Origin of the sequence: Sphingobium lactosutens, assembly GCF_013393185.1 — a bacterium.
GTDB lineage: Bacteria > Pseudomonadota > Alphaproteobacteria > Sphingomonadales > Sphingomonadaceae > Sphingobium > Sphingobium lactosutens_A.
In genome coordinates, this window is sequence record NZ_QJQX01000085.1 from 97,989 (window position 1) to 114,109 (window position 16,121).

The following is a 16,121-nucleotide window of genomic DNA, read 5'->3' on the forward strand; positions in this document are numbered from 1 at the left end:
AAAGAAACTGCTGGCCGCATCAGAAAATAAATCATATAACGCGTGTGATAATTTGACTTCGCCTCAGCGAAGCCTATCATGCGGAAGATCCGGCGCGCTCGCGCACCGGGAGCGAGGTGAGGATGAGAATGACGGAAGGCAGGCAGGCGCTCGAGGAGCATAGCTATCCGCCCCCCAGCACCAGCTGGCGCGCCGTCGCGGTCCTAACGACGCTCTACTGGTTCGGCACGCTCGACCGGCAGGTGGCTGCGCTGCTGCTGCCCTTGATCAAGGCAGACCTCAACCTCACCGATTCGCAGGTCAGCCTGATTCCCGGCCTCGCCTTTGGCCTTGCCTTCATGCTGATGAGCCTGCCGATCGGCTGGCTGGTCGATCGTATCAGCCGCCGAGCCATTCTATTCGTCGGCGTGATCATGTGGAGCCTCGCCGCGATGGGATCGGGGCTCAGCCGCACCTTCGGCCAGCTTTTCGGCGCGCGCGTCGTCGTCGGGGCCAGCGAAGCGACGATCAACCCCACGGCCTACAGCCTGCTCAGCGATTTCTTCCCGCCCGCAAAGCTCACCCTGCCCATGTCGATCTTTACCTTGGGCGGCAACCTTGGCAGCGGCACATCCTTCATGCTGGGCGGCATGGTCATCGCACTGGTCAGCAGCGCGGGTGGCGTCACACTCCCCGTCTTCGGCACGCTGGCGGGCTGGCAAGCGGCCTTCGTCGTCACCGGCCTTCCCGGCCTACTGCTCGCCTTCCTGGTGTGGACCTTCCCCGAAACGCGTCGGCGCAAAGCTCAGACGCCAGTCGCCGAGCCATCGACTTTCGGTGAGCTTGGCCGCCATTATCGCCGCTTTCCCGCATTCTATGTGCTGCACCATCTGGGGATCGCCATGATCATGGCCTTCGCCGTGGGTATCCAGTCCTGGAACTCCGCCTATCTGTCGCGCCACTTCGGCTGGCAGCTGGCCGACATCGGCTTCTGGCTGGGGCTGACGCAGGTGCTGTCATCCTTGCTGGGGCTGTGGTTTCACGGCTGGGCCGTTGACAAGATCTTCAGCCGGGGCCGGCAAGACGCGCACCTCATCTATTTCGGCGCCATGTGCGCGCTGGCATGCCCGTTCGGCGTCGCGGCCTATCTGATGCCAAGCGCAGTGGGCACGATCGCCTTCTACAATGTCGCCTATTTCCTGCTGATGGCCTTCGCCAGCATCGGTCCGGCCGCGCTCCAGATCGCGACGCCGCCCCGGCTGCGGGGCAAGGCAACGGCGGTTTACATGATCGTGCTCAGCATATTGGGCACGATCATGGGCCCGATCATCGTCGCCAGCTTTACCGACCTCCTTTTCCAGGATGAAGCGAAGCTCGGTTCTTCGATGGCGTTGTTCGCTGGCCTCACGACCGCCATCGGGGCGATATGCTGCTGGGCCGGACGAGCCGCGATGCGCCGCGCCGTCTCTGCGCAGACCGGGCAGGCACGCACCGCATAAAACAATCCATCTGGACTTTTTTATTCCAGAAGCCGATAACGGCATGATATAAGGGACATGGGAGAAAGCGATGTTTGCTGGGCCCGAACGGGACAGGCTGATGATCCGCGAACTCATCGACAATTATGGCGATGCGGTCGCCCGGCGCGATGCGCAGGCGTGGGGCGAATGCTGGGCGGAAGACGCCGTCTGGCGCTTCGGCGGCCGGGAAGTCAACGGGCGTGAGGCGATCGTTTCCACCTGGCACGGCGCGATGGCGCAATATAGCGCGCTCGCCTTCATGGCTTTCCCCGGTTCGATTTCCATCGAAGGCGACCGCGCCACCGTGCGCACCCATACTTTTGAGCATCTGGTCCCGGTGGACGGCCCCGTTCGCGTGCAGGCCGGCATCTATGAAGACCAGCTGGTGCAGCGCGACGGCCGATGGCTATTCGCGGAGCGCCGCTTCAACCCTCGGGAGATCCGATCATGACCATCCTTATCTGGGCGCAGATGGACCTGCCGCCCGAACATGCCCACCGTATCATCGACGAAGCCAGGCCGCTGATCGACGCGGCTCTCGAAGAGCCGGGCTGCGAAGCCTATACCTGGTCACACGACCCCTTCACCCCCGGCCGCGTCAATGTTTTCGAACGCTGGACGAGCGAAGAGGCGCTGGCGGCCCACTTCAAGAACCCGGCCTATACGGAAATGGGCAAGCAGATCCGCTCGGCGGGACCTATCGTGGCGCAAAGCCGCAAGTTCCGGGTCGATGCCGACGGGCCCATCTATGATGAAACCCGGACCCCGCGCGCCGATTTCTTCCATCTGTCAGCGGACGCACAATAATCAGGAGAAGGCCAATGGCCGACGACATCGCCACCGCGCCTTCATCCCCCGCTCCGGACGCCGCCGCCGCCGCCCGGCGCGCGGAATCCCATTACGGCCTGCGCCGCCGAACGCTTGACCGGATGCGCAGCAAGACGACGGACCTCGACCAGTCGCCGATGCGCATCGATCCGCGCATCTATACCGACCCTGCCTATTTCGAGCGGGAACGGCAGACGCTGTTCCGCGAAACGCCGATTTTGGCCGGGCTGTCGATGGACGTAGCCGAGCCGGGCGACATGATGCTGTTCGACGCGCTGGGACCGTCGATCCTCATCACCCGCGACAAGGAAGGGAAGGTCAACGCCTTCCTCAACATGTGCATGCACCGCGCGGCAAAGCTGGTCACGGAGTGCAACCGCCGCACGCGGATGACCTGCCGCTTTCATGGCTGGACCTACGACCTTCAGGGGAAGCTGATCGGCCAGCCAGGCAAGGAAGGGTTCGAAGGCATCGAGCGCGCCGAACTCGGCCTCATCCGCGTGCCCGTCGCGGAGTGGAAGGGCATGATCTTCGTGCGGGCCACGCCCGGTGGGGCGCCGATCGACGTCGCCGACCATCTGGGCGACTTCGGGGATGAGCTTGCGGCGCTGCAACTGGAAAAAGCCAAACCCGTGGCCGCCAGCCGCATCGAATGCGATGCGAACTGGAAATATGCCTATGACACTTATGGCGAAAGCTACCACTTCGCCTCGCTGCATCCCACGACGATCGGTGCGCTCGCCTTCAGCAACATCATGGTCTACGATCCGTTCGACAATGGCCATTGCCGCCTCGGCTTCCCGCGCGAGGAGTTTATGGATTATGCCGATCAGGATGAGGCTGACTGGCCGCATACCGACTATGGCGGCCTTTACATGCTGTTCCCCAACGTCTCCATCAATGTGAACAGCATGAAGGGCGGCGGGCAGTTCTACGGGATTTCCCGCGTCTTTCCGGGTGATCAGGTCAACCGCAGCTTCTCGCTGCTAAATACCTATCAGCCCGCGCATAGTTCTCACGCGGATGAGATCGATCGCTGGCGGGAAATGCACGACTTCATCCAACATGTTGTGTCGAGCGAGGACTATAGCGTCTCACGCGACGGGCAGGATAATTTGCAATGGGCGCCGGAAGGCTTCCGCACCACATTGGGCCGGAACGAGATCGCACTCCAGCATTTCCACCGCCGTATGGCGTCTATCATGGGTGCGTCCGCCTGACCCACCAGGCTGATCATCGACAGGCGGAGCGGACCCCGGTTCAACGCCTGTTGATGATGCCGGGGCCGATATCGGCGACCTTGGTACAGCCGGTCAGTGCCATGGCGATTCGCATTTCCGTTTCCAGTAGGGCGATCATGCGGCGCACGCCCACTTCTCCCGCCGCGGCCAGGGCATAAAGCCAGGGCCGGCCAGCCATCACCGCATCCGCGCCCAGCGCAATCATGCGCACGATGTCGAGGCCGGTGCGGACGCCTCCGTCCACCAGCAGCGGAACCTTGCCTTCGAGCGCCGCCGCGATCGACGGCAGCGCCTGCGCCGTGGACGCCACCCCATCCAGTTGCCGTCCGCCATGATTGGACACGACCAGCGCGTCCGCGCCATGTTCGACCGCGCGGCGGGCGTCGTCCGGTTCCAATATGCCTTTAACAATGAGCGGGCCGTCCCACAGCGACCGCACCCAGGACAATGCATCCCAGTCGACCGACGCATCCATATTGGCCTGCGTCCAAGCCATGCAACCAGTCATTCCCGTGCCGGGGCCCAGATAGCGCACGACATTGCCCAGCGAGTGCGGGCGTCCGAACAAGCCGACATTCACCGCCCAGCGTGGCCGCACCATGGCCTGCGTCAGCCGCCGAACCTGCCCCGTCAAACCGGGGTGGTACAGCCCCGAATGCGCGTCGCGCCATCGCGGGCCAAGGATCGGCACATCGACGGTCAGCACCAGCGCCGGGCTGCCGATTGCGCGCGCCCGGCTCACCATATCCTCCACGAACCGGCGGTCGCGCACCATGTAAAGCTGGAACCAGCATGCGCCTCCAACGCTGACCTCGTCCAAGGGGCAGATGGATGTCGATGACAGGGTGAACCCCACTTTCGCCGCGCGTGCGGCCCGCGCGGCCATCACCTCTCCCCGCCGCGCCGCCATCCCGGCCAAGCCAACGGGGCTTAGCGCGAGGGGAATGGACCAGTCCTGGCCCAGAAAGCGCGTCGCGGTGTCGATCGCGCTCACATCCCGCAGCGCCCATTGCCGAAGCTCCACGGCTCCCAAATCCTCGATATTCCGTCGCGCTGTCCGCCCATCGAAGGCGGCGCCATCGAAATATTCGAACAGGAAATGGGGCAGGCGGCTGCGGGCGATGGCGCGAAAATCGGCAGCAGTCGCTATGCTCATTTGCTGGCTTTCAGAGAGGAAGCGCGGCCGCGATCAGCCAAAGTAGCGCACCGGGTCGCTGCCATCCCAGCCTACCGACTCCGCCTTGATCCGCGCGAAGCGGCTAAGCATGCCCTCGTTGGGCTGGATTATCTCCAGCAGCGTCCCCGGCCCTCCGCCGGTATCCACATAAAGCACGCCCCAACCCTCGCCCGGAATTTCCTGGACGATCGTCATGCCGGCCTCTTCGGAAATGCGGCGCGCTTCCTGTATGTCCTCGACCAGGATGCAGCTGTGATTGACGCCTTCGCGGCCCGCGTCGCGCCATTCCTTATAGACGGATGGCGCATCATTATGCTGCTCGATCAGTTCGATCTGGATATCGCCCCAATAGGCGATCGCCACCGTGAAGACAGCGGTCGTCGGCTCGCCCCGATATCGCATGGTCGGCACCGACAGGCGCGGCTGCAAGTAGAAGGGGCCGACCCCCATCACCTGCGTCCAGTATCGCAGCGCCCTTTCGAAATCCTCGGGGACAAAGGCGATCTGCATGACTTGCCCCAGCTTCGTCAAATGCGTCATTGCGCCAACTCCTTATCCTGCGGTTCGATGAATTCGCCGAGCAGCTGCGCGACGCGAAATTGGGGCGGGATGCGCTCCACGCCGATGCGGCGGTCGATTTCTTCATGCATCCAGTAGATCCGGCGCTCCTGGTAGCTGAGCAGCATCCCCGTGCACGCGCCGGAATTAAGCGACTCCTGAATCGAGCCAAGATTTTCCATGTCCTCTTCCAGCACCTTGCGGAACGCCGGCGCGGCCTTGTCCCAATAAGCGGGCGGCGGCCCTTCGCCCCAGTCAGGGCCGAGCCCCACTACCTCCAGCTCGCACTGGTGCGGACCACGCGGCCAGACGCGCAGTTGCTGCACGAAGATGGAGCGGAACGGCATGATGAGATTAGGAAACTGGAGATAGGCGGTGCTCGACCGCCGGTGCAGCGCGGTCGCGCCCGCTATGTCCGGTTGCCCGTCGACATCCATCCCCAAAGTTTCAAGCGCCCAGGGATTATAGGCCGTCACCATGCGCGAATGGCCGTGTGGGAATAGCCCTAGCGCGGTCGAACGCGAATCGAGCGCCTTGCCCAGGCTGTCGCGATGGATCGTGTTGATGTGATAGACTTCCAAGAAAGCATCGACCGCCGCCTTCCAGTTGCAGTCGATCACGGCGATGTGACGCATCACGATGCGCAGCTCCTCCATACCGATGCATGCCCATTCGTCCAGCATCGGCGCGAGCATGTCGGACAGCGGCGGCGCGGCATCGTCGAAATTCACGAAAACGGTGCCGCCATGGCTTTCGCAGCGGACCGGGATGAGACCGCGCTGGCTCTTGTCCAGCCCGCAAAAGTCGCGTTCGTCCGGCACCGCGACCAAGCGGCCGGTCAGGTCGTAGGACCAGCTATGATATTGACAGCGCAACAAGGAAGCATGCCCCTTGTCCACTGGAGTCACCGCCGCACCGCGATGGCGGCAGCTATTGTAGAATGCGCGCACGACATCATCCTTGCCGCGCACGATCAGTATCGGGCGGCCAAGCTTGCGCCAAACGATGAAGCTGCCGCGCCGGTCCAATTCTTCCACCCGCACCGTCGGCAGCCAGGTTTTCAGGAACAGATGCTCCATCTCCAGATCGTGGAATGCGGCGCTCGTATAGCGCCCGCCGGGTATTTCCGGCAGAGCGGGAAAACCGGGCGGAGGAGAATCGCGGCTCGCTTCATAGGCGATCTGGTCATGGATGCGTTGTTGCAGGGCTTCGTCCATGACTCACCTCCTATTGTATGGCGCGTGGTATTATGAGCGACCGAGCGGGCCGCCACTGGCCCAGGCAAGCCCGCGCCGAAGCAGTTCGTAGAAGATCGGCAGTTCCCAGGAACAGCGTTCCACAGTGGGCCAATGCTCCATCAGGGGCCGCATGTCGTGGTGGCCGCGGCAGTGACCGAGCGTCAGGTACAGCACCGCTCCTTGTCCCCGGTGGCGGATGTAAAGAATAGGATGACGCCCCGGCTCCTGCGGCGTCTGGCGGAAGCTGCCCAGCGGCCTGCCGTCATAATGGCAATCGAGCAGCGTTTCGACAGGCGCGCAGAGGCGGCTGAGGTAAAGTTCATCCACCGTCTCGAAGGGTTCGATGCCCTCAACCAGCGGGTGCGCGGGGTCGACGACCTCCACGCGATAGGCCTCAATCGGGGGATGTCCGACAAACTGCGTGCCGAGCAAAGCCATGAACTCTGGCTGTTCGTCCGGCGTCGTCACCGTGCCGCCTTCTATGAAGCGCAGCACGCTATTGGTCCCGTGCAAGGCGAACCAGCGCCCGCCCCGCTCCACAAACTGGACCAGCGCGGCCAGCTGTTCCGCCGTCTGCGGCATTCGGTCGCAGGTATAGGTCAGTAGGAAATCGGCCTGGGCGATCACGTCGGGCGCGGGATAGTGCTCATGAACATGCGTCCGGATGTCCGGATTCTCCGCCAGCAGCTTCAATAGCTCCAGCCGCGCAAAGTCCATGTCGTGGTAAGAACCGCCCACCACGAACAGGCAAGTGATCGCCGCCGCGCTCACCAGCCTGCTTCCCAACCTGCGTTGCACAATTGCATGCGACTCTCCTGTTCACCCTTGCTTGACACCATTGTTATTACGCGTTGCGCTTTTTGAAAAGGGCGTCTACGGTTGATGTGATGAAAATGGGGTTATGGCGGTGATCAATCAGGACGCCCAGAACGATTTGGAACAGTTTCGTGCAGAGGTTCGGACCTTTCTGGACGAATCGCTGACGCCCGAACTGCGGCGGGCCGCAGCGGCCCAGCCTGGCGTCTTTTCGGAAGGCGATGTCGTCAGAAACTGGCACGAAATTCTTTACAGGAAGGGCTGGATCGCACCCGCCTGGCCAAAGGAATATGGCGGAACCGGCTGGTCGCCGGTCAAGCGCATGATCTTCGAACATGAATGCGCCAACGCTGGTGCGCCCACCCTGCCGGCCATGGGCATCCAGATGTGCGGCCCGGTTCTGATCGGGCACGGCACGCAGGACCAGCAAGATTATTTCCTGCCCCGTATCCTGTCGGGCGAACATTTCTGGTGCCAGGGCTATTCCGAACCGCAGGCCGGGTCGGACCTCAGCGCACTGCGATGCGCCGCGGTGCGCGATGGCGACGACTATGTCATCAACGGCACCAAGATTTGGACGACCCATGCCCAATATGCGAACTGGATCTTCCTGCTAGTGCGGACCGACCCCCAATCGCGGCGCGGCGCGGGGATCAGCTTCCTGCTCGCGCCGATGGACAGCCCCGGCATCACGGTCACCCCCATCCTCAGCATGTCGGGCGAGCATGAGGTCAACCAGCTCTTCTTCGACGATGTGCGCGTGCCCGTCGCCAACCGCGTTGGGCCGGAAAATGAAGGCTGGACCATCGCCAAATATCTGCTGGAGTTCGAGCGCGGCGGCGGCGCGGCCGGCGGGCGCGTCGCCCGCGTCATGCGCCGCCTGTATGAAGCCGAGGCCGAAGCGACCGGTGCCCACGCGGCTCTTTTCCGCGATCCAGAATTCATTAAGCGTCGCGCCGAAGTCGAAATCGAACTGATGGCGCTTGAAATGACGCAATATCGCATCATCGCCGCAAGTGAGGCGGGCCAACCTGTGGGCGACGCAGCCGCATCGACGTTCAAGTTGGTAGCGGCAACCTTGTTCCAGAAGGCGACTGAACTGGCCATGGACGCGCTCGGCCCGGCGGCCGCGATAGACCAGCGATCGGCGCTGGAAGGTCGTGGTCCCATCATCGGCCCGGATTTCACGGTGTCCCCGACCGCCCGCTATCTCAACAGCCGGGCCATGACGATCTTCGGCGGAACCAGCGAAATTCAACGAGGCATCCTCGCAAAAGCGGCGCTTGGCATCTGAGGGCGGGGGACCGGACATGAGCATATTGTGTGAATCGCAGGAGATGCTGGGCGACCTCGTCGGCCGCTACCTGATCGACAATTTTGATTTCGAGGCGCGGCAGGCGACCATGAGGCTGGATGGCTGGCCATCTGACCTGTGGCGCGCCTTTGCCGACGAACTGGGCATATTGGGCCTACCCTTCGCCGAAGCGAAGGGGGGCTTAGGCCTTGGGCCGCTCGACACGATGGTCGTCATGGAGCAGCTTGGCCGCGCGCTCGCCGCCGAGCCTTTCCTGTCCTCGGTCGTCGGTTTCGGCGCCCTCGTCAACAATCTCGAAGCGGCGGAAGCCGGTGCGCTCGCCTCCTTGATTGGCCGGGTGATCGGCGGCGAAGCGCGCATCGCCCTCGCCGTTGCGGATGATGGCGGGCAGCGGACGCTGACGCGCGGCGCGGATGGCTGGAGGCTGAAAGGCAGCGCCCCAATCATTCCGTCCGCAAGTGACTCCACGCATGTCGCGATCAGCGCCGAAACCACCGAAGGCGGCACGGCGCTCATCGTCACCGAACGAAACGCTGACGGCCTCATCTGGTCCGCCATTCCCTTGATCGACGGCACGAGTGCGGGCGGGCTTGAACTGGATGCCCTTATCGACGACGCGGCGGTGATAACGCTGCGCGGCAAGGCCGCGATCGCGGTCTGCCGGGAAGCGCAACTCGCGGCGCTGAGCGCGGAAATCACCGGGATCATTACTGCTCTCATCGAAATGACGGTCGATTTCGCGAAGCAGCGCACTCAATTCGGCAAGACCCTCTCGTCCTTTCAAGTGCTTCAGCATCGCATGGCCGACATGTATGTCGAAGGCGAATTGACCCGCTCCATGGGGTTCCTTGCGGCGCTCAAGCTGGATGCTCCGGCGGCCGAGCGTAGTGCTGCCGTCGCCGCAGCGAAGGCGCGGGCGGGCAAAGCCGGCCGCATGGTGGCCCAGAACGCCATTCAGATCCACGGCGGCATCGGCACGACTGATGAACTGATCGTCGGCCATTACTTCAAGCGGCTGCTGGCGATCGAGGCGCTCTATGGAAGCGCCGACAGCCATATCAAGCGCTATGCCGACCACCGCGCGGACCTGGGACAGCCCATACCGGTGGTCTGAAAAGGTCGCACAAAAGGAAACGCCATCCTCCCGAACCGGAAGGATGGCGTTCGCCTTTCGACAGCGCCGGTCAGAACAAGGGCGTGTAAAGCGGCTCCCCACGCAGAAATGCCTCTACATTGAGAGCACACATGCGCTTCGCCTCGGCTATGCCCCGTTCCGCCCAAGCGCCGATATGCGGGGTCATGGCGACATTTTCCATGTCCTTCCAGCGGCTGCCGTCATGGGGCTCGTCCACGAAGACGTCCAGCCCCGCACCGGCGATGCCACCCGTCTGGAGCGCGGCGATCAGCGCCTCCTCCTCGATCAGCGACCCGCGGGAGATATTCACCAGATAGCCGTCTGACCCCAGCGCTTCCAACACGTCGGCGCTGATAAGGCCGTTGGTCTGGTCCGAAGCGGGCGCGGCCACGATCAATATGTCGCTGTCCCGCGCCAGCGCCAGCAGCGAATCCGCTTTGGGCCAGGGCGCGCCGGGCTTGGAACGCGGTCCCCACCAGGCGATGGGAGAACCAAAGCCGGTCAGCCGCCGCCCGATGGCGCTACCGATCGCGCCCAGCCCGACGATGCCGCAGCGCATCAGCGAAACAGACCGCGACATGGCCAGTTCAGGCTGCTTCTTCCACGCGCCCACACGGATCAGCCGGTCACCGCGCGGGATTTGACGGACAGCGGCGAGCAGCAGGCCGATCGCCATGTCCGCGACATCCTCGTCATTGACGCCGCGCCCGGTCGTCACCTGGATGCCGCGCTTGCGCGCGCGCTCCACGTCGATACCGTCATAGCCGGCGCCGAGGCAAGCAATGAGGCCCAGATTGGGCAAGTCCCACACGGCTTCCTCCATCGGCGCGCCGCCCGCGGTGATGACGGCGCGGATGTCCTTCCCCTCTCCCTTCGCGTAATGGGACAGATCACCAATACTGCTGCGCATGATGGGTGTCGAAAATTCCGCGAAGGCGTTCTCGACCTTCAGATGCTCAAGATAGAGCAGGACCGGCTCGGCAAGACTTGCGACAGTCATGGGCGATCAGTCCCGATAGTCCGGAGCGGTCCGGTCAAGGTCCCGCCGGAGCGCGATCCAGTCAAGCGCGCCATTGGGCTGTCCGCCATAATTATAGGTCTGTTCGTGAACCAGTTGCTGAAGCCGCTCGTCCAGCAGGCGAACCGGCGCGCCGCCGCTCAGCGCCGCGATCTGGATCTCGCACGCCCGCTGCGTCTGCATCATCAACCAGAAGGCTTCGCCGACGGTTCGTCCGACAGTCAGCAGGCCGTGGTTGCGCAGGATCAACACATCCTTGTCCGCTAGGTCACGCTTCAGCGTGGCGCGCTCTGCTTCGATCAGCGCCACCCCTTCATAGTCGTGATAAGCAAGCCGGCGGCCGACCACCAGCGCCTGCTGGCTGATCGGCAACAGCCCATGTTCCTGCGCAGACACCGCCACGCCTGCGGCGGTATGGGTGTGCATCACGCACTGGACATCGGGCCGCGCGGCGTGGATCGCGCTGTGGATCAGATAACCGGCCGGATTGATGACGCCGCCGGATGTACGGACGTCCCCGTCCACCGTAACTTCAACCAGATTGCTCGCCGTCACCTCATGGAACAGGGAGCCAAAGGGATTGATGAGGATACGTTCCTCCTCTCCCGGCAACCGCGCGGAAATATGCGTCGCGATCAGGTCGGTCATCCGATAATGATGGGCCAAACGGTAGCAGGCCGCCAGGTCTTCGCGCACCGCGCGTTCGGCCGCCGCCTGCGCATCGTCCGCCTTCGTTTCAAACGCCGTGGCCATATCTCGCCTCCTCTCGATCATGGGCGGATCGGGCCGCCTTAAATAAAGTCCACCTGTCCTGTTATTACGCTGTTCGCGCAGCTACGTCCACCGCGGGAGGCACGATTTCTCTCGCTCATCGAAAAAAATAGCACGTGTGCTTTTTTGCTTGCACATGACCCCCTTCTCTTGCAATCACAAAAGAGAGAAAGCGGCCCGGCAGCATGACTGTTGCGCCATGCCCGTCCGACGAACAGGAGAGCGAAGATGCAACTCAGCCGCGAGCTTATGTTGCGAGCCTATCGGCAGATGAAGGTGATCCGGGAATTTGAGGAGCGCCTGCACGCGGAAATCCAGACCGGGGAGATTGCCGGCTTCACTCATCTCTACAGCGGCCAGGAAGCGGTCGCCGTCGGCGTGTGCGAGCATCTGACCCATGATGACTACATCATCTCAACCCATCGCGGCCATGGCCACTGCATCGCCAAGGGCTGCGACGTGAAGGGCATGATGCAGGAAATTTACGGACGCGCCGGGGGCCTGTGCAAAGGCAAGGGCGGGTCGATGCACATCGCCGACGTGGACAAGGGCATGCTGGGCGCCAACGGCATCGTCGGCGCTGGTGCGCCCATCGCGGTCGGCGCGGGCATATCGGCCAAGCTGGACGGCAAGGGCGGCGTCTCCATCGCCTTTTCCGGTGACGGCGCGTGCAACCAGGGCACAACGTTCGAGGCGATGAACATGGCGGTGGTGCTGAAGGCTCCCGTCATCTTCCTGTTCGAAAACAACCATTATTCGGAACATACTGGCGTCGACTATGCCGTCGGCACGGCAGGCGACATCGCCAGCCGGGCCGAAGCGTTCGGGATGAAGGTGTGGCGCGGCAATGGCTGCGATTTCTTCGAAACGTTCGAACTGATGCGTGAAGTCATCGAATATTGCCGCGCGGGCAATGGTCCGGCGGCGGTCGAGCTGGATACCGAACGTTTCTTCGGCCATTTCGAGGGCGATCCCCAGCGTTATCGCGGCAAGGGCGAACTGGACCGCATCCGCGAGGAGCGGGATTGCCTGACCAACTTCCGCGCCAAGGTAACAGGGGCCAAGCTGCTAGAGGCAGCCGATCTCGACGCGCTGGACGCCGAAGTGCTGACGCTGATCGATGAAGCCGTCGCGGAAGCGCGCGCCGCGCCCCGTCCTTCGGCGGACAACGTCCTGACCGACGTTTATGTGAATTATTGAAGGGGGTCAGCAATATGGCGACGATGCAGCTGCGGGAGGCGATCAACCTCACCCTTCATCAGGAAATGGAACGCGATCCCAATGTGATCTGCCTAGGCGAGGACCTCGTCGGCGGCATGGGCACGGCTGGCGGTCCTGAAGCGATCGGCGGCATTTGGAAGACCACCGCCGGGCTCTATGCGAAATTCGGCGCAGACCGGGTAATCGACACGCCCATTTCGGAAAGCGCCATCATCGGCGCGGCCGCGGGTGCCGCGCTGGCGGGGAAGCGCCCGGTCGCAGAACTCATGTTCGCCGACTTCATCGGCGTCTGCCTCGACCAGATATGGAACCAGATGGCGAAGTTCCGTTACATGTTCGGTGGCAAGACCACATGTCCCGCCGTCATTCGCGTCGCCTATGGCGCGGGTCGCAATGCCGGGCCGCAGCATAGCCAAGCGGCCTATGCGATGATGACGGCCATTCCGGGCCTGAAAGTCGTCATCCCGTCCACGCCTGCGGAGGCGAAGGGCCTGCTGGCGAGCGCGATCCGCGACGATGATCCCGTGCTTTTCTTCGAACCCAAGGCGCTTTACGCGACGCGCGGCGAAGTGCCGGAAGAGGAATATCTGATCCCCTTCGGCCATGCTCGGTCGGTGCGGGAGGGCGAGCACGCCACGATCGTCACGTGCGGCCAGTTGGTTGGCACGGCGGAAAAGGCCGCCGACACGCTGGCGAAGGAGGGCATCGGCTGCGACCTGCTGGACCTGCGCACCACCAGCCCGCTGGATGAAGAGGCGATACTGGATTCGGTCGAAACGACGGGCCGCCTCATCGTGGTGGATGAAAATCCGCCACGCTGCGGCCTTGCCGCCGACATCGCCGGGCTCGTCGCAAACAAGGCCTTCGCCGCCCTGCGCGCGCCGATCCAGCTGGTAACGCCCCCGCACACCCCCGTCCCGTTCGCGCCGGAGCTGGAGCAGGCCTACATGCCCTCCACCGCGAAGATCGAAGCGGCCGTCCGCGCCGCCCTCAACTACCGATGAAGGACGCGCCCATGAGCAAGCTGCGCGCATTTACCATGCCCAAATGGGGCATCGAGATGACCGAAGGCGTGGTCGCCGGTTGGGAAATTCAAGAAGGAGCCGCCTTTACCAAGGGTGACCTCCTGACCCTCATCGAAACCGACAAGATCACCAATGAAGTTGAGGCCGAATATGACGCGGTCGTCTGCCGCCTGATCGCCACGCCGGGCGAAACCTACCCGGTCGGCGCGCTGCTCGCCGTGTTCGGGGACAGCGAGGTGGACGCGGGGACGGTCGACAGCTTCGTTGCCAGCTTCGGCGGCCCGGGCGCGCCCGGTCCTGCGCCATCTGTCAGCGAAACGCTAGCCGCTCCCGCCTCGGCTACAGCCATCGAAGTGCCGAGCGACCCCAGCGTCATCAGCCCCAGCGCCGCCGAAAAAGCGCGGCGCGAGAGCATCGACATCTCCGCCATCGCCGGGTCGGGCCGCAATGGGCGCATCACCCTTCAGGACGTCGACCAAGCCAGCAAATCGCCCGTGGCGATGCCGTCGGGCAGCCCGGTTTCGATCGCGCCCACCACCGGCCTCGACCAGCATTTCGCCTCTCCCCTCGCCAAGCGGCTGGCGGCCAATCACGGCGTCGATCTGGGCACCATATCAGGCACTGGTCCACGCGGCCGCATCAGCAAGGCGGACGTGCTCCAGCACGTCGCGCCGTCCCCCGCGCCGCAACTCATCGAGCCGCCGCAGCCCGTCGCTCCCCCTCCCCCGCTCCCCTCGGCGGATGTGCGCGTCGTCAAGATGTCGCCCATGCGCAAGGCGATTGCGAAGCAGCTCAGCTTCTCCAAATCGACCATTCCGCATTTCTACCTGCGCAATTCGGCTTCCATCGACGCGCTGATGGCGATGCGTGAACAGGCCAAGCGCGCGACCGGCGCGGCTCCGTCGATCAACGATTATCTGGTGCGCGCCTGCGCGCTGGCCTTGAGCCGCCATCCCGACATCAACGTGCAGGTGCACGGCGATGAAATCCACCACTTCCCCCACGCCGACATCGCCGTGGCCGTTGCGACCGACAAGGGCCTGTTGACGCCGATCGTGCAGGCGGCGGAAGCGAAGAGCGTGGCAGCCATCTCCGCCGAGGTGAAGGCGCTGGCCGAACGCGCCCGCGCAGGCAAGCTCGCCCCGCATGAATTTCAGGGCGGCAGCTTCTCCATCTCCAACCTCGGCATGTTCGGGATCGACACGTTCGACGCCATCATCAACCCGCCGCAGGGTGCAATCCTGGCGGTCGGCGCAGCCCGCCAGGCGACCGGCGCGGCGAACCATGCGCTTCAGTTCAGCACCCGCATTCAGCTGTCCCTGTCCTGCGATCACCGCGCCATCGACGGGGCGGTGGGAGCCAGATTCCTGGCCGATCTGACTGCGCTGATCGAAGCACCCGAAGAGTTGACGCGATAGGTCGGAATATCGCGTCGGCGACTGCATTGCGCTTGTGGAATCCGCGGCGACATAGAATATTGCTGGTGAAGATGGCGCTCCCGCCCGGACGTCAGGGAAGGCGATATTTGATGCATGAAGTGAAGCTGCTCGATCTGTCTGAACTGGAACCGGCAGGCATGGCGCCGGCCGACGCCGGCCTGCAACAGCGCAAGAGTTCGGAAACCCGCGTCGCCATTTTGGACGCGGCGATCGACTGCCTCGCGGAGCTGGGTTACTCACGCACTACCAACCGCCTGATCGCGAAGCGATCCAAGGTCTCCCGCGGGGCGATGCTGCACCATTATGCGACGCGGCAGGACCTGATCGAATCTGTAATCGACTATGCTTTCTACTGCCATATGGAGGAGTTCGGCCGCGCTATCCGTGGGCTGTCCGATCAGGAGCGCACCAGCGACAATAGCGGAATCGCGCTCGACTGGGAGCTGTTCCTGTCCCGCCCGCACAAAGCCTATATGGAACTGACGATGGCGGCCCGCACAGACGAGGAGCTGCGCACGATCTTCGTGCCGAAGGCGCAACGGCATGATCGCATCTGGTGCGACCAGCTGCTGGCGGTCTTTCCCGAATGGAGCGACGATCAGGAACTGCTCAACCGATCCCGCCGCGTGGTCACGGCGATGATGAGCGGCATGATTCTCAATCGCGACATCTGGAACGACCAGATGATGGAGCAGACATTGCTCCAGTTCCTGGCCGATATCCTCATCAAGCTGCGCGAAGGTGAGTTGCAGTTCCGGTCCGCCCCGCCGCCGAAGAAGGGCGGCGCGAAGGCCAAGCGCGCCGCCTGACGCGGAATGTCCCCCCTCCCGCATGTGGGAG

General features: G+C 63.5%; 16 protein-coding genes. 10 read left to right on the plus strand and 6 right to left on the minus strand.

What is annotated here, in order from left to right:
* Positions 1-128 precede the first annotated feature (128 nt).
* The 4 genes from DM806_RS26535 to DM806_RS26550 all read left to right on the plus strand — a co-directional run bounded on the left by DM806_RS26535 (position 129) and on the right by DM806_RS26550 (position 3,547).
* On the plus strand, positions 129-1,478 hold the full coding sequence (locus tag DM806_RS26535; protein WP_179046142.1) for an MFS transporter: 1,350 nt from the start codon (positions 129-131) through the stop codon (positions 1,476-1,478).
* Between the two features lie 70 nt (positions 1,479-1,548).
* Complete coding sequence (locus DM806_RS26540) at positions 1,549-1,950, plus strand: nuclear transport factor 2 family protein (RefSeq protein WP_179046143.1); 402 nt, start codon at positions 1,549-1,551, stop codon at positions 1,948-1,950.
* The gene (locus DM806_RS26545) at positions 1,947-2,306 is read left to right on the plus strand and encodes a putative quinol monooxygenase (RefSeq protein ID WP_179046144.1); all 360 of its coding nucleotides are present in this window, start codon (positions 1,947-1,949) and stop codon (positions 2,304-2,306) included. Before DM806_RS26540 ends, DM806_RS26545 begins: the two co-directional genes overlap by 4 nt.
* Before the next feature lie 14 nt (positions 2,307-2,320).
* Positions 2,321-3,547, plus strand: coding sequence for an aromatic ring-hydroxylating oxygenase subunit alpha (locus DM806_RS26550; RefSeq protein WP_179046145.1), 1,227 nt, complete (start codon positions 2,321-2,323; stop codon positions 3,545-3,547).
* Between the two features lie 40 nt (positions 3,548-3,587).
* Here the strand turns inward: DM806_RS26550 and DM806_RS26555 are convergent, their stop codons facing one another.
* From DM806_RS26555 to DM806_RS26570, 4 genes are read right to left on the minus strand one after another with little or no spacing between them, the layout of a single operon-like run.
* The gene (locus tag DM806_RS26555) at positions 3,588-4,724 is read right to left on the minus strand and encodes an L-lactate dehydrogenase (protein WP_179046146.1); all 1,137 of its coding nucleotides are present in this window, start codon (positions 4,722-4,724) and stop codon (positions 3,588-3,590) included.
* 33 nt (positions 4,725-4,757) lie between these two features.
* The gene (locus tag DM806_RS26560; protein WP_179046147.1) at positions 4,758-5,285 is read right to left on the minus strand and encodes a VOC family protein; all 528 of its coding nucleotides are present in this window, start codon (positions 5,283-5,285) and stop codon (positions 4,758-4,760) included.
* Positions 5,282-6,520, minus strand: coding sequence for an aromatic ring-hydroxylating oxygenase subunit alpha (locus DM806_RS26565; protein WP_179046148.1), 1,239 nt, complete (start codon positions 6,518-6,520; stop codon positions 5,282-5,284). The genes DM806_RS26560 and DM806_RS26565 overlap by 4 nt, the downstream gene beginning before the upstream one ends.
* A gap of 30 nt (positions 6,521-6,550) precedes the next feature.
* Positions 6,551-7,339, minus strand: coding sequence for a ThuA domain-containing protein (locus DM806_RS26570; protein ID WP_372859800.1), 789 nt, complete (start codon positions 7,337-7,339; stop codon positions 6,551-6,553).
* A gap of 103 nt (positions 7,340-7,442) precedes the next feature.
* Between DM806_RS26570 and DM806_RS26575 the strand changes: the two genes are divergently transcribed.
* Entirely contained in the window at positions 7,443-8,651 is a 1,209-nt protein-coding gene (locus DM806_RS26575; protein WP_179046149.1) for an acyl-CoA dehydrogenase family protein, read from the plus strand.
* Positions 8,652-8,667: 16 nt separating this feature from the next.
* A complete protein-coding gene (locus DM806_RS26580; RefSeq protein WP_179046150.1) occupies positions 8,668-9,786 on the plus strand; it encodes an acyl-CoA dehydrogenase family protein in 1,119 nt (372 codons plus the stop codon).
* A 70-nt stretch (positions 9,787-9,856) separates the two neighbouring features.
* On the opposite strand, the gene DM806_RS26585 is transcribed toward DM806_RS26580, so the two are convergent.
* On the minus strand, positions 9,857-10,807 hold the full coding sequence (locus DM806_RS26585) for a 2-hydroxyacid dehydrogenase (protein ID WP_179046151.1): 951 nt from the start codon (positions 10,805-10,807) through the stop codon (positions 9,857-9,859).
* 6 nt (positions 10,808-10,813) lie between these two features.
* Positions 10,814-11,578, minus strand: a complete 765-nt coding sequence (locus DM806_RS26590; protein ID WP_179046152.1) for a class II aldolase/adducin family protein — start codon at positions 11,576-11,578, stop codon at positions 10,814-10,816.
* Positions 11,579-11,824: 246 nt separating this feature from the next.
* Here DM806_RS26590 and DM806_RS26595 point away from each other — a divergent pair, with 246 nt between their 5' ends.
* The 4 genes from DM806_RS26595 to DM806_RS26610 all read left to right on the plus strand — a co-directional run bounded on the left by DM806_RS26595 (position 11,825) and on the right by DM806_RS26610 (position 16,090).
* Positions 11,825-12,796 (plus strand): thiamine pyrophosphate-dependent dehydrogenase E1 component subunit alpha, encoded by a 972-nt coding sequence (locus DM806_RS26595; RefSeq protein ID WP_179046153.1) that lies wholly within the window; start codon positions 11,825-11,827, stop codon positions 12,794-12,796.
* A 14-nt stretch (positions 12,797-12,810) separates the two neighbouring features.
* Positions 12,811-13,821, plus strand: coding sequence for an alpha-ketoacid dehydrogenase subunit beta (locus DM806_RS26600; protein ID WP_179046154.1), 1,011 nt, complete (start codon positions 12,811-12,813; stop codon positions 13,819-13,821).
* An 11-nt stretch (positions 13,822-13,832) separates the two neighbouring features.
* Positions 13,833-15,260, plus strand: coding sequence for a dihydrolipoamide acetyltransferase family protein (locus DM806_RS26605; protein ID WP_179046155.1), 1,428 nt, complete (start codon positions 13,833-13,835; stop codon positions 15,258-15,260).
* A gap of 110 nt (positions 15,261-15,370) precedes the next feature.
* A complete protein-coding gene (locus DM806_RS26610) occupies positions 15,371-16,090 on the plus strand; it encodes a TetR/AcrR family transcriptional regulator (protein ID WP_179046156.1) in 720 nt (239 codons plus the stop codon).
* Positions 16,091-16,121: the final 31 nt, after the last annotated feature.